The sequence below is a fragment of the Desulfocurvus sp. genome, from assembly GCF_023230885.1.
In the GTDB taxonomy this organism is placed as follows: Bacteria; Desulfobacterota; Desulfovibrionia; order Desulfovibrionales; family Desulfovibrionaceae; genus Desulfocurvus.
The window spans coordinates 1-13,799 of sequence record NZ_JALNWM010000078.1 but is presented as its reverse complement, the minus strand read 5'-3'; the positions used below and the strand labels follow the sequence as shown (position 1 = coordinate 13,799).

Annotated in this window: 11 protein-coding genes; 5 read left to right on the top strand and 6 right to left on the bottom strand. The window is 73.6% G+C overall.

What is annotated here, in order from left to right; all coding sequences use genetic code 11:
* Positions 1-305 precede the first annotated feature (305 nt).
* The 4 genes from M0P34_RS07315 to M0P34_RS07300 form a co-directional block, all read right to left on the bottom strand.
* Entirely contained in the window at positions 306-1,295 is a 990-nt protein-coding gene (locus tag M0P34_RS07315; protein ID WP_291497936.1) for an HD domain-containing phosphohydrolase, read from the bottom strand.
* A gap of 721 nt (positions 1,296-2,016) precedes the next feature.
* Entirely contained in the window at positions 2,017-2,919 is a 903-nt protein-coding gene (locus M0P34_RS07310; RefSeq protein WP_291497934.1) for a DMT family transporter, read from the bottom strand.
* Positions 2,920-2,936: 17 nt separating this feature from the next.
* A complete protein-coding gene (gene rfaE2 / locus M0P34_RS07305) occupies positions 2,937-3,437 on the bottom strand; it encodes a D-glycero-beta-D-manno-heptose 1-phosphate adenylyltransferase (protein ID WP_291497932.1) in 501 nt (166 codons plus the stop codon).
* The gene (locus M0P34_RS07300) at positions 3,434-4,204 is read right to left on the bottom strand and encodes a YkgJ family cysteine cluster protein (RefSeq protein WP_291497930.1); all 771 of its coding nucleotides are present in this window, start codon (positions 4,202-4,204) and stop codon (positions 3,434-3,436) included. The genes rfaE2 and M0P34_RS07300 overlap by 4 nt, the downstream gene beginning before the upstream one ends.
* 160 nt (positions 4,205-4,364) lie before the next feature.
* Between M0P34_RS07300 and M0P34_RS07295 the strand changes: the two genes are divergently transcribed.
* The 3 genes from M0P34_RS07295 (at position 4,365) to M0P34_RS07285 (ending at position 7,922) form a co-directional block, all read left to right on the top strand.
* Complete coding sequence (locus M0P34_RS07295) at positions 4,365-4,931, top strand: hypothetical protein (protein ID WP_291497928.1); 567 nt, start codon at positions 4,365-4,367, stop codon at positions 4,929-4,931.
* A gap of 83 nt (positions 4,932-5,014) precedes the next feature.
* Positions 5,015-7,324: a response regulator gene (locus M0P34_RS07290; RefSeq protein ID WP_291497926.1), complete on the top strand. Its 2,310-nt coding sequence runs from the start codon at positions 5,015-5,017 to the stop codon at positions 7,322-7,324.
* Between the two features lie 67 nt (positions 7,325-7,391).
* Positions 7,392-7,922, top strand: a complete 531-nt coding sequence (locus M0P34_RS07285; RefSeq protein WP_291497924.1) for a chemotaxis protein CheW — start codon at positions 7,392-7,394, stop codon at positions 7,920-7,922.
* A 77-nt stretch (positions 7,923-7,999) separates the two neighbouring features.
* On the opposite strand, the gene M0P34_RS07280 is transcribed toward M0P34_RS07285, so the two are convergent.
* Both M0P34_RS07280 and M0P34_RS07275 read right to left on the bottom strand, forming a co-directional pair.
* Positions 8,000-8,932, bottom strand: coding sequence for a 4Fe-4S binding protein (locus M0P34_RS07280; protein WP_291497923.1), 933 nt, complete (start codon positions 8,930-8,932; stop codon positions 8,000-8,002).
* A gap of 33 nt (positions 8,933-8,965) precedes the next feature.
* Positions 8,966-9,766, bottom strand: coding sequence for a DUF429 domain-containing protein (locus tag M0P34_RS07275; protein WP_291497920.1), 801 nt, complete (start codon positions 9,764-9,766; stop codon positions 8,966-8,968).
* A 191-nt stretch (positions 9,767-9,957) separates the two neighbouring features.
* On the opposite strand from M0P34_RS07275, the gene M0P34_RS07270 reads away from it, so the two are divergent.
* The gene (locus M0P34_RS07270; RefSeq protein ID WP_291497918.1) at positions 9,958-10,722 is read left to right on the top strand and encodes a metallophosphoesterase family protein; all 765 of its coding nucleotides are present in this window, start codon (positions 9,958-9,960) and stop codon (positions 10,720-10,722) included.
* Complete coding sequence (locus tag M0P34_RS07265) at positions 10,719-13,733, top strand: NAD-glutamate dehydrogenase domain-containing protein (protein ID WP_291497916.1); 3,015 nt, start codon at positions 10,719-10,721, stop codon at positions 13,731-13,733. Before M0P34_RS07270 ends, M0P34_RS07265 begins: the two co-directional genes overlap by 4 nt.
* Positions 13,734-13,799 lie beyond the last annotated feature (66 nt).

Here is a 13,799-nt window from a genome sequence, read left to right as displayed (position 1 = left end):
GCGGGCCGGAGGCTGTCAAGTCCGGTGCGGGAAAAATACGCAGCCGCCGCGCCCCGGAAGAGCGGGAGGCCGGACCGCGCACTGCGGCGGCAGCGGACAGGGGCGGACAGCGCACGGCTGCCGGGGGAGCAGGGCAGAGGCGGACAGCGCACGGCGGCGGCGGGGGCAGGAGCGCATTCCGCCACGGTGGCGCGGGGCAGGGGGCGGGCTCGTGCGGCGGCGCGGACAGGGTGCGGACGGCCCGGCGCGGGGGCGCGGGCCGGGCCGCACGCGGCGGCGCGGCGGGGTGTGCCTGGGCGGCCGGGCTAGACGATGCGCGCCCCGGAGAGGATGGTCACGAAGCGCTTGTACATCTCGATGTCCAGTTCGTCGAACATCTCGTCGCGCATGATGCGCAGGACCTGGAAGGGGTGCATGGCCCGGCTGTAGGGCCGGTTGGTGGTCATGGCGTCGTAGATGTCGGCGATGGTCACGGCGCGCACGGCCAGGGGGATGGCTCCGGCCCGCACGGCCCCCGGGTAGCCCGAGCCGTCGAGCTTTTCGTGGTGCAGCAGGATGCAGTCGCGGGTTGTCCGGGTCAGGGGCAGCCCGGCGCACAGGTCCACGCCCTTGCCGGGATGGGTGTTGATGACGGCCCGCTCGCTCAGGGTCAGGGCCCCGGTCTTGTTCAGGATGTCGTGGGGGATCAGGACCTTGCCGATGTCATGGAGCATGGCCCCGATGCCGGCGTCCAGCAGGGTCTGGCGGTCGGGTTCGTAGGTTTGCAGGATGGCCGAGGAGTAGAGGAAGACGTGTACGCAGTGCGAGAAGGTGCGGTAGTCGTGGGACACCAGCCGGGCCAGGGTCTGGAAGGACTGCCCGGCGCACAGGAAGGCCAGGGCCTCGCGCACGAATTCCATGACCCGGGCGATGTTCTGCTGGCGGGCCAGGGTTTCGGGCAGGCGGTGCTCGAAGGCCGAGCGCACGATGTCCACGGCGCATTCGTGGACCAGGCGCGCGCGCTCCTCCAGGGGGGCGTCCTCGCGCAGCAGGGTCCGGCCGAGATTGTGCTCCACATAGGCGCGGTAGGCGGGCTCCTGGTGGCAGGGCACATAGACCTCGGTCACGCCGTTTTCGCTCAGCATGGTCCTGTGGCTCTGGGTGAAGCGTTCGCAGGCGCGGGCGTGGAGCACGAACTCCCCGCCGCGCAGCAGGAAGACATCAAAGTCCCCGGCCCTTCCGGGGAAGAGCATCAGGGGCGATATGGCGAAATACCGTTCCTGGCGCAGGCCATGACGGTCCTGGGGGTCGCGCATGGTGTTCCTTCGGCGGGAGGGGGACGGCGGCGCGCCAAACACGACAACAGGGCTGCCCGGAGGATGGCCTCCGGCCGCTTGCCGCCGCATCTGGCCGTTATGGCTGGACATCCGCCAGGATGGCGGATGCGGTTCCCCGTGTCCCGCAACTGTCTGGGCAAAACTTTTAAACATAACCCAGAACGCCACGGGTGTATATAGGGCTTTGCGCTATTTGTACAGGGTAAAATCCCTGGGAGACCGCCTCAGCGCGTTGGGTGCGGAAGATATCCCGGACTGTTGCATGCGCCGTGGCGGCGTCTTGCCGCGTCTTGCGCGGCGTGGCGCCGATTTGTCGCCGCCGGTGCCTTCCCGGCCCGGGCGGCGGGCGGCTCGCTGCGCGGGCATGACGTGCGGGCTGGGGGGGCGCGGCGACACGGGGCCCGCCCGGACGGGGCCGGTCATGGGGGGGGGAAGGGCGTTGCCGCATGGGGCGCACCCGGAACGGCGGGGCCCGGGCCCGCGGGGGTGCGGCCGCTGCGATGAGCGCCAACCCCATCGGGCTGGTGCGGGGCCCGGGCGCGCGGGGGTGCGGCGTGGACGTTGCGAGCCTCGCACCCCGCGTTGCGGCGGGGCCCGGGCCCGCGGGGAGGGGCGGTGTTGCCGACGCGGGCCACGCACCGGGAGGTCGGGCCCGGGCCCGGCCCGCGCGCACCGGCCGCGCGGCGTGCTCCCCGCCGGGCTAGTTGCCCCGGCGCAGGGTGGCCAGGGCGATGCCGCCCACGATGAGCCCGCCGCTGGCGGCGTGGACCCAGGTCATGGGTTCGCCCAGCAGCAGGGCCGCCTCCAGGCCGCTGAACAGGGGCAGGGTGTAGTAGATCAGCCCGGCAACGGTCGGCCCGGCCTGCTCCAGGGCCCGGCCCCACAGGAAATAGGCCGCCACCGACGCGCCCACGCCGATATAGAGCACCGCGCCGAGCACCTGCGGGGTCAGCTCGCCGCTCCCCGGGGGCAGGGCCCAGGCCTCCCAAAGGGCCCAGGGCACGAGCCCGGCGGCGCCCAGGGCGAAGGTGGCGGTGAGCAGGGCGCCCTGATCCAGCCCCGCCGGGCGGCGGCGCAGCAGGATGCTGTAGGTCGAGAACAGGAACGCCGCCAGGAGCATCAGCGCGTCGCCGGGGTTGAAGCGCAGCTCCAGCAGCCGCGCGAGGTCGCCGCGCGTCACCAGCAGGACCACCCCGCACACGGCCACCCCGGCCCCGGCGAAGGTCCGGGCCGTGACCCGCTCGCCCAGGAACAGGGCCGAGATGGTCATCAGGAACACCGGGGTGGAGGTCGCGATGAGGGCCATGTTCACGGCCTCGGTGTGGCGGCCCGCGATGTAGATGAGCGTGTTGAAGGCCGACACGCCAAGCAGCGCCGAGGCCAGGACGTAGCCCAGGTGGCGGCGCAGCAGGGCCCGCTGGCGCAGGGCGGCGGCCAGCCCGAAGGGCAGGATGGCCACAGTGGCCGTGATCCAGCGCAGCAGCGCCAGGCGCACCGGGGGGAAGACCTCGCCCAACCCGCGCGAAACCACGAAGTTGCCCGACCAGATCATGGTCGCGCCCAGGGCGCACAGGCAGCCGATGAAAAAAGCGGAACGACGCATGGCGGAAGGGGCCGGGCTCAGGCGCGGCCGCTGGCGGCCAGGATGCGTTCGATGAGCCCGGTGGTGGAGTGGCCGGGCAGAAGCGGCAGGGACAGCACCCGGCCGCCGTCGGCCTCGACCACCTCGCGGCCCACGATGCGCTCCACGCACCAGTCCCCGCCCTTGACCAGTACGTCGGGGCGCAGCTCGCGGATCAGTTCCAGGGGCGTGTCCTCGCCGAAGGAGGTCACCAGGTCCGTGCAGGCCAGGGCGGCCAGGACGAACATGCGGTCGCCAACGGGGTTCACCGGGCGGGTCGGGCCCTTGAGGCGGCGCACGGAGTCGTCGTCGTTCACCCCGACAACCAGCAGGTCGCCCTGGGCCCGGGCCCGGGCCAGCAGATCGGCGTGCCCGGGGTGCAGGATGTCGAAGCAGCCGTTGGTGAAGACCACCCGCCGCCCGGGGCGCAGGGCCTCCAGGCGCGCGGCGGCCTCGGCCCGGGGCACGACCTTGGGGCTGGGGGGCGGGGCCTGGGTCATCGGCGCACCTCCAGGCCGTCGCAGCAGCCGAAGAGCACCAGGGTCAGCCAGTCCTGGGCGAACTCCAGGCGCGCGGCCTCGTCGGCCAGCACGGCCTCGGCCCGGCCCGGGGCCATGTCCAGCCGGCCCAGGACCCCGGTGTCGCGGATGAAGTTCGCGAAGGAGTCGAGCTGGTACAGGGCCAGGGCGGCCATGTTGGCGTGGCGCGGGTCCACGGGGCGCCCGGTGGCCTTGACGCGGGCCATCAGGCGCATGGTGCGGTCGTTGCTGGCGTTGTACACGGCCAGCTCCTGATCCGCGAGCCAGGTGGCGGGGGTGAACGCGCTGTCCTGGGCGAAGCCCTTGCAGTGGCCCTCGCGGACCAGGAAGAAGCGTTCCAGCACCTCGCCGTCCTCGCCCAGGCGGGTGGCCCGGCCCAGGGGATAGGTGCGGCAGGCCGAGGGCCGGTGGGGGTAGACCGTGCAGCCCCCGGGGCTCACGAAGGGACAGCTGCGGCGCTTGTCGTCGCGCATGCGCAGGCGCATGAGGGGCAGGCCGGTGTCCGGGGCCAGGGCCACATGGACCCGGGTGCGGATGAACTCGGCGCTGGGCTCGCCCAGGGCCCGGCGCAGGCGCAGCACGTCGTAGGGCGTGAGCATCAGGTTCAGGTCGCCGCAGCAGGCGTTGAAGCAGGGCACCTGCGGGTGGCAGGCGAAGCGGAATTCCTGGTCCGGCGCCAGCTCGGGCAGGCTGTCCAGGAAGCGTTGTGTGGCGTCGTTGTCGTGCATGGCGGCGTCCCCGTTGGTTGTGCGGGGCATCCCACGCGGGGCGGGCAAAGTCAAGCCGCCCGCGCCGGCCCGGCCCGGCCGGGTGGCGGGGAACCTTGCGGGCGGCCCCGGCCTGGGGTAGTGTGCGCCAAAATCCACCGCCTCCCCGGAGTGTTTCGCCATGAAGCCCCTGTTGTTTCTCGCGTCGTGCTGTCTGGCCCTGGCCGCCCTGGCCGGGTGCGGCCCCAAGACCAACCTCGTGCCCCTGGAATACCTGGCCGTGGGCCAGGCCGAAGGGCTGTGCGCCCGGCCCGTGGCCGTGGGCGCCTTCGCCGACCGCCGCCCCGGCGCCGACATCGGGCGCGACCGCGCCATCGCCCTGTATCCGGCCACGGGCACGGTGAGCCAGTGGGTGGAGGGGGCCCTGCGGACCGAGCTGGCCGCCCGGGGCTGCGACGCCAGCCGCGAGAACCGGGACTCGCCCTTCAACCCCGGGCAGGTGGTGCGCGGGGAGATCCTCAAGCTCAGCACCACGCGCGACGGGTTCGACCATGTGACGGAGATGGAGCTGGCCGTGACCCTGGAGCGCGACGGCCAGACGGCCCTGCAAAAGACGTATTACGGCCGCTGGGAGCGGACGTTCGTCACCCCGTCGGACACGCGCTTTCGCGACCTGCTGCGCGAGGCCCTGCAGGACGTGCTGCGCGATGTGGTCCACGACCTGCGGCCCCTGCTGGGCCAGGGCTGACCCCCCGGAGCCGTCCCGGGCGACGGGTTTTTCGCTGCGCGCCCCTTTTGCCGCGCGTGGCGATGTGCTAGCTTGAGGGGACGATGAACTCCCGCGTCCCTTCCTCCCCCGTGTCCTGGCGGGCCGGGGCCCTGGTCGTCGCCGTGGCCGTCCTGGCCGCGGCGGCGCTGTGGCCGTTGTGGGCCGTGGCGCCACGGGGCGCGCTGGCCGTCCTGGGCCTTGCGGCCGGGCTGCTGGGGCTGGCCCTGTGGGACGGGCGCCGCCTGCGCCGGGCCCTGGCGCGGGAGGCCGCCCGCGCCGACGCGGCGCGCGGCCTTTTGCACCGGAGCCTTGCGCGTCAGGGCGCCGTGTTCGAGGGCTCGCGGGCGGTGGCCGTGGTCCTGGCCGAGGGGGCCTGGCCCGGCCCGCGCATAGCGGAGTTCAACCCCGGGGCGGAGCGGCTGTTCGGCTGCTCCCGCGAGCAGATGCTCGGCAGGCCGCTGGAGGAGCTGTTCGCCGCCGACGGCGCGCGGGTCCTGGAGCGCGCCGCGGCCGAACTGGATCGGGGGGGCGGCCCCGTGGCCGCGGAGTGCGGGCTGGCCAGCCAGGACGGCGGGACGTTCCCGGCCCTGGTGGAGCTGTGCGCCGTGCGCGGTCGGCGCGGGCTGGAAGGGCTCCTGCTTACCGCGGTGGACATCTCCCGGGCCAGGCACGCCGAGGCCGTGGCCGACCTGTTGTCGCGCATCTCCGAGGCCGTGAGCGCCACGCGCGACCTGAACCACCTTTACGAAACCATCCACGGAATCTTCACGGAAACCCTGCGGGCGCGCAATTTCTTCATCGCCCTGCTGGACGAGAAGCACGACCGCCTGGTCTTCCCCTATTTCCGCGACGAGATGGACGGCGCCTTCTTCGAGATCCGCGACATCTCCAACCCGCGCACGTCGAGCCTGACCCTGGAGGTCATCCGCTCGGGCAAGCCGCTGATGCTGACCCGCGCCGAGATGATCGAGCGCCGTCGCGACACGGGGCTGACCCCGGTGGGCACCATGTCGCGGGTCTGGCTCGGGGTGCCCCTGCGGGTGAGCGAGCGGGTCATCGGCGCCATGGCCGTGCAGGACTATACCGACGCGGCCTATTTCCGCCGCGAGGACGTGGGGCTGCTCGAAGCCGTGTCGCGGCAGGTGGCCCTGGCCATCGAGCGCAAGATGGGCGAGGAGGCGCTGCTGGAGGCCGGGCGCGCCGCGCAGGCCGCCTCGCGCAGCAAGTCCGAGTTCCTGGCCAACATGAGCCACGAGATCCGCACGCCGCTCAACGGCATCCTGGGCATGGCCGAGCTGACCCTGGACTCGGAGCTGACCGCCGGGCAGCGTGCCAACATGGAGATGCTGCGCGACTCGGGCCGCGCGCTGCTGCGCGTGCTCAACGACATCCTGGACATCTCCAAGATCGAGGCCGGCAAGCTGGAGCTGACCGAGGAGCGCTTCCTGCTGCGCCAGTTCGTGCGTTCGGTGGCCGAGATATTCACCGTCGAGGTGCGCCGCAAGGGCATCGCCCTGGACTGGGCCGTGGACGGCGACGTGCCCGACGGGCTGCTTGGCGACGGCGGGCGCCTGCGCCAGGTGCTGGTGAACCTGGTGGGCAACGCCGTGAAGTTCACGGACCGGGGCGCGGTGACGGTGCGCGTGTCGCGCGAGGCGCTGCCCGCCGGCGGCGCGGACGCCAACGCCCCCGGCGCGCCGCTGGCCCTGCGTTTTTCCGTGCGCGACACGGGCTGCGGCATTCCGGCCGACAAGCAGGGCGAGATATTCGAAAGCTTCAGCCAGGTGGACGGCTCCCTGCGTCGCCGCTACCAGGGCACGGGCCTGGGGCTGGCCATCTCGCGCCGCCTGGCGGTAATGATGGGCGGGGGCATCGACGTGTGGTCCGAGCCGGGCCGGGGCTCGCGCTTCGAGTTCACCGCCGTGTGCCGCGTGGCCCGTCCGTGGACCGAGGACGACATCCCGCGGGAGCCGTCCGGGCCCGGGCCGCTGCGCGTCCTGCTGGCCGAGGACAACATGGTCAACATGATCTACGCCCGGCGCATCCTGGAGCGCATGGGTCACGAGGTGGTCACGGCCAATTCGGGGCGCACGGTGCTGGAAGCCCTGGGCCGCGAGCGATTCGACTGCGTGCTCATGGACATCCAGATGCCCGACATGGACGGCCTGGAGGCCACGCGGCGCATCCGCGAGTCCGGCGGCGGCCCGACCCCGGGCACGGTGCCCGTCGTGGCCATGACGGCCCACGCCATGCGCGGCGACCGGGAACGCTTCCTGGCCGCGGGCATGGACGCCTATCTGGCCAAGCCCATGGAGCCCGACCAGCTGGCCAGGGCCCTGGCCGAGGTCATGGCCGGGCGCGCCACCCCTTGACACGGGGCGCGATACCGATAAGCTGATAGAATCTGCAACCGGGCCCCCCGGGGGGAAGGAGGCGAGCATGGCTGAACTGGATGCGGGCGCGGTGCGCCAATACCTGAGCTTTGTCCTCGACGACGAGCTGTACGCGCTGGACATCGCCAAGGTCCGCGAGGTGCTGGAGTTCCAGAGCGTGACGCGCATCCCGCGCGCGCCGGAGTTCATGCGCGGGGTCATCAACCTGCGCGGCCACGCGGTGCCCGTGGTGGATCTGCGCCTGAAGTTCGGGATGCAGGCCACCCGGCAGACCGTGGACACCTGCGTCATCATCGTGGAGGCCGACATGGAGGGCGAGGGCGTGGTCCTCGGCGCCCTGGCCGATTCGGTGCGCGAGGTCTTCGAGCTGGCCGGGGAGGACATCGCCCCGCCCCCGCGCATGGGCACGGGCATCCGCGCCGAGTTCATCCACGGCATGTCCAAGGTCGGGGAGCGGTTCATCATGATCCTGGACATCGACCGGGTCTTTTCGGCGCAGGAGCTGTCCGCCGTGGCTGGCGAGGCCCTGGAGGACGGCCCGCCCCCCGCCCGCGAGGAGGCGCCGGCCGAGGCCTGAACCCGGCCCGGGCCTGCGCGGGGGCCCCGGCGCGACACCGCGCCGGGGCCCCTTCGCGTGGCCGCGGCCTGCGGCCCTCAGGGCGCCGTGCCCGCGGCGCGGGCCAGCAGGGCCTCGATCTCCAGGGGCTCGCCGCGCGCGGCGTCGCGGCGCAGGCTCAGGGCTCCCCGGGGGCAGGCGTTGACGCACACCCCGCAGCCCATGCACAGCGAGGGGTCCAGCCGGGTTGCGCCGTCCGCGTGGCTCAGGGCGCGGAACTGGCAGCGGCTGGCGCACAGCCCGCAGTGGACGCAGGCCCCGGGGTCCAGCTCGGCCACAAAGCCCGAGGAGCAGAGCATGGGAATGCCGTTGCGCTGGGCCTGCATGGCCCCGCAGCAGCAGGAGCAGCAGTTGCAGATGGCGTAGAAGCGCCCCAGCATGGCTTCCTTGAAGAAGGCGTGGTGGACGTGCCCGCGCCGGTCCTCCCGCTCCAGTATCTCCACGGCCTCCTCGGGGCTGATCGGGCGGCTCTTGTCCGGATGGTGCTCCAGCACGAAACCGGCGAAGGGCTCGCCGATGATGAGGCACACGTCAAGGGGCAGGCAGGGGTTCTCGCGCGCGCGGCGGCAGGGGCATTCCAGGGCCACGATGCGCTCGGGGTTGCGCAGCACCAGGTCGCGGGCCCGCTTGTAGGGAATGATCTTCTCCAGGTCGCGGATGTCGATGTCGCGGCGCACGGTGACGAGCCTGCGGGCCTCTTCCAGGGGCAGGGCCTTGCCGTGGTAGCTGTCGGCCCAGGAGACGCGCTGCGGGTCGGTGTCGGCGTCGGGCCGCAGGGGGTGGATGCGCGCGGCCAGGGCCGCCAGGGGCGCCAGCAGCCGGGCCAGGGGGTGCGTGCCCAGGCCCAGGCCGATGTACAGGTAGGGCCAGCGCAGGTAGACGTAGCCGTGCAGCCGCTCCAGCAGCGGATAGCGCGGGAGCTTGGCCGCCTCCTTCAGGTAGCGCAGGGTCGAGGGCTTGATCAGGGGCATGGCGGTTCGTTGCGGGGCGCCGCTGTTTCGGGGCTAGAACCAGATTTCCATCCGCAGGCCGCGCGCGTCGCGGGGCGGGCTTTGCCGGGGCAGGCGCAGGGCTCGGCCCTGGTGGCGCGCGCAGGCGGCGGCCAGGCAGGCCACGGCGTCCAGCAGGTCGTGGGGCGCGGCGGCCACGCCCGCGCAGTGTACGCCCCTGGCGGCCCAGGCGCAATCCGGGCCGCACAGCAGGGTCCGGCGGGCCTCCCGGCCCGGGGCGCCGTGCTTGGAGGGCAGGACCCGCCCGGCCAGCCGCGCCAGGGCCAGTTCGGGGTGGACCTCGAAGACGCGCTCCTGCAGGGCGGGGGTCATGGCCGCGTCCACCTCGCGCAGCCGGGGCACGATGCCCCACACGGGCAGCCCGGCCCCCGTGCCGCGTGCCGCGCGGTGCAGGGCCTGGAACTGGCGGGGCGTGGCGGCGGCCAGGGCCTCGCGCGGGGGCGCCAGGAAAACCCGCGCCCCCGCGCCGCGCGCGTCCGGCCCGGCCCCCCGGGCCAGCTCCTCGCGCGCCAGCAGGTCGCAGCGGCGCACCCCGGGGCCCGAGGGCAGGCCCACGGGCATGTCCAGCCCAACGCGGCGGCAGCCCGCCACGGCGCGGAGCACGGCGGCGAAATAGGGCAGCAGCAGGATGCGCGGCGGCGCGGCGAGGGGCCAGCCGGGGGCCAGGGCCGCCACCCAACCGCCCCGGCACGCGTCGACCCCGGCGAACAGGGGCGCACCTGGCCCCGGCTCCGAGGTGTCGGGCCGGACGCCTGCGGGCGGCGCGGGCTTTTGCTGGTCGCGGGCTTCGGTCATGTCCTTGTCCTTGGGGCCGGGTGGGCGCCCAGGGTAGGGGCGGGCCCCGGCGGCGTCAAGGCCCGGGTCCGGCCGGGAAAAATGGCCTGTTCGCCGTATTTTCCGCGCGCGGGGGGTGTTCCCGGGGCCGGAAAGCATGTATGCCTGGGGCAGGGCTCCTGCGGAGCCGCCCGAGCAGCGAGGGGGTGTGCATGCGTCTGGCCGTTCTTGCCGACATCCACGGCAATTCCTTTGCCCTGTCCGCCGTGCTGGAGCACGCCGGGCGCCAGGGCGTCGACCGTTTCGTGAACCTTGGCGACATCCACTACGGCCCGCTGGACCCGGCGGGTACCGCCCTGCTGCTGGCCGGGCGGCCCATGCCCACCGTGTCCGGCAACCAGGACCGCCTGCTGCTGGACCCGCCCGGGCGCCAGGGGCCGACCCTGGAGTTTGTGTTGGCGGCGCTGCCCGCCTGGGAGCTCGAGCGCCTGGCGGCGCTGCCCTGGGTCATGACCCTGGAGGGCGGCGTTTTGCTGTGTCACGGCACGCCCTGCGACGACGCCCGCTATCTGCTGGACGACGTGGACTCGGGCCTGCCCGAACCCCGGCGCCCCGAGGCGGTCGAGGCCGAGCTCGCGGGCTGGGACTACCCCCTGGTGCTGTGCGCCCATTCGCACGTTCCGCGCGTGCTGCACACGGGCCGTCGGCTGGTGGTCAACCCCGGCAGCGTGGGCCTGCCCGCCTACACCGACGACCAGCCGCCCCACGCCATGAGCTGCGGCTCGCCCCACGCGCGCTATGCGGTGGTGGAGCGCGCGGGGGCGGGCTGGCGGGCCGAGCTGTTCGCCGTCGACTACGATTGGGACGCGGCCGCCGCCCTGGCCGCCGCCAACGGCCGCGACGACTGGGCCGACTGCCTGGCCACGGGGCGGGCCGAGCCCCCCGCGCCCGCAAGCCCGCAAGGAGAAACGCCATGACCCCCGCCCGCCACGACCCCGTCCCCCCGCGCGACGCCCGGGCCATGCGCGAGCTGCTGGCCAGCCGCCTGGACGCGGCCACCCGCGAGGTTGTCCCCTGGTTTTTCGCCCAGATGCCGGACTACTACTTCCGCACCCACAGCGGGGAGGAGCAGGCCGCGCACCTGCGGGCCCTGGTCTCGGGGCAGGTGCTGACCCAGGGGCAGGTGGTGGTCCTGGAGAGCCCCTGCGGCACGCGGCGCACCGTTCTGTCCCCGGGCGGGGACATGGACGCCATGGTCGCCGCCGTGGAGGGCGTCGCCGCGCGCAGCATCCTGGGCGCGCGCATGGTCCAGACCGCCGACGGCCGCCTGCGCCTGGATACCTTCGTCTCCGCCCCGGCCAGGCAGGCGGAGCCGGACGGCCCGGCCCTGGCCCGGGCGCTGGAGCTGGCCCGGGCCGAGGGCGGCCTGCGCCCCCGGATGCTCGCGGAGTTCCGCGCGTTCCTGGCCTCGGCCACGGACGATTGCGTGCAGAAGTTCGAGGCCGGGCGCACCATGCGCCATTTCGCCCTCTGGCGGCACATCCGGGGCCGCGAGGGCGTCGACGTGGCCCTGGAGCCCGGGGTCTATCCCGGGCTGTCGCGGCTGGTGGTGGCCATGATGGAGGCGCCCGCCCGGGGGGTGCTGCTGGCTGCGGCGCGCATCCTGCGCCGGGCCGGGGCCCGCGCCGAGCGGGCCTATGCCGACGTGTACGCCACGCCGGGGCGGTCTTTCTGCGTGATGAGCTTTTATCTGCCGCAGGACAGCCCGGCCCTGGCCCCGGAGCGCCGGGAGGCCCTGTTCGCCGAGCTGCGCACGGTGAAGTGGCAGGCCACGGGCCGCCCCCTGGACGCCCTGCTGGAGGCCGGATTCTCTTTGGGCGAGGTGGCGCTTCTGGGCGCCGGGGCGGCCTTCGCCCACCAGTTCCTGCACGGCCTGGACCCCTACGCCTACACCACGGCCAACGTTGCCGCGGCGGTTCTGGCCCAGCCCGGGGCGGCCCGCAGGCTGCTGGACTATTTCGCGGCCCGCTTCGACCCGGCCGGGGCCCGTGGCCGCGCGCGGCGCCAGGGCGAGGCCCTGCGCGCCCTGCGCGAGGCCCGCGCGGCCATTTCGGCCGACATGCCCGCGCGGGTCTTCCAGGTCATGGAAACCTTCGTCACCCACACCCTGCGCACCAACCAGTACCTCGACGCGCGGTTCGGCCTGGGCTTTCGCCTCGACCCGGCGGTGCTCACGCGCCTGCCCGGGCGCCGGGGGCCGGGGCGGGGCGCCGTCCCGGGCGGCGGGCAGGCGCCCTACGGCATTTTTTTCTTCCACGGCGCACATTATCAGGCCTTTCATGTGCGCTACCGCGAGATGGCCCGGGGCGGGGTGCGCATCGTGCCCACGGCGGAGGCCGCGCAGTTCGAGCTGGAGGCGGGCCGGCAGTTCGCCGAGGTCACGGCCCTGGCCCTCAGCCAGCAGAGCAAGAACAAGGACATCCCCGAGGGCGGCTCCAAGGCCGTTCTGCTCCTGGAGCCCGGGGCCGACCTCGATCTGGCCGTGAAGTCCATGACCGACGCCCTGCTGGATCTGATCCTGGCCGACAGGGGCCGCCACAGCCTGCGCCGGGTGGTGGACCACCTGGGGCGCGACGAGGTGGTCTTCCTCGGCCCCGACGAGAACGTGACCCCCGCGCACATCGAATGGATGGTGGCCCGGGCCCGGGCCCGGGGCTATCCCTGGCCCTCGGCGCTCATGAGCTCCAAGCCGCGTACGGGCATCAGCCACAAGCGCTACGGCGTGACCTCCCTGGGCGTTGTGGTTTTCGCCGAGGAGATCCTGCGCCTTTTGGGTATCGATCCGCGCGCCCGTCCGTTTTCGGTCAAGTTCACCGGCGGTACCCGCGGCGACGTGGCCTCCAACGCCATGCGCATCCTCATCCGCGAATACGGCGCGGGCGTGCGCATCGTCTCGGCCAGCGACGGCCACGGCGCCCTCTACGACCCGGACGGCCTGGACCACGGCGAGCTGCTGCGCCTGGCCGACGCGAACCTGGGCGTGGCCGAGTTCGACCCCGGGCTGCTGCGCGGGGCGGGCGCGTTCTGCGTCCGCGTTTCCGAGCCGGGCGGCGCGCACCTGCGCGACACCCTGCACAACACCGCAGTGGCCGACTTGTTCATCCCCGCCGGGGGCCGGCCCGACACCATGAACGAGGACAACTGGCGCGACTTCCTGCTGCCCGACGGCCGCCCCTCGGCCTGGGCGGTGGTGGAGGGGGCCAACCTGTTCCTCTCCCCGGGCGCGCGCGAGCGGCTCCAGGAGCACGGGGTGCTCGTGGTCCACGGCGCCAGCGCCAACAAGTGCGGGGTCATCAGTTCGTCCTATGAAATCCTGGCCGGGCTGGCCCTGTCCGACGACGAGTTCCTGGAGATCAAGGACGAGTATGTGGCCCAGGTGCTGGACATCCTGCGCCGTCGCGCCCGCGACGAGGCGCGGCTGCTGGTGCGCGAATACCGCGCGGCCGGAGGGGAACGGCCCCTGACGGCCCTGACGGCGGAGCTCTCGCGCGAGATGAACGCCCTGGCCGACGCCCTGGACGCGGCCCTCAAGGCGAGCCTGGACGGCCCGCAGGCCCTGCGCGGCGACCCGGCGCTCTACGCCCTGCTCCTGGACTACTGCCCGCCGGTGCTGGTGCGGCGCTACGAGGAGCGGTTGACCTCGCGCCTGCCCCTGGCCCACCTGACGGCCCTGGTGGCGGCCCACGCGGCCTCGCGGGCGGTGTACGCCGAGGGCATCGGCTGGATGAGCACCCTGGCCGTGCGGCGCGACCCCCTGGAGGCCATGCGCGCCTATCTGGCCCAGGAACGGCGGCTGGATGCCATCCTGGAAGGGCTGGCCGCCAGCGGCGCGCCCGAGGGCGAAACCGTGGCGCGCATCCTGCGGGCCACCGGCCGCAAGTATCTCACCGAGCGGGAGCTGGGCATGGAGGACGACGGCCAGCCCTGAAGGCGGGGCCGGTTGTCCGCCAGGCCCGGGGGGCGGGGCGGACGAGCAGGCGGCGGGGGGACGGGG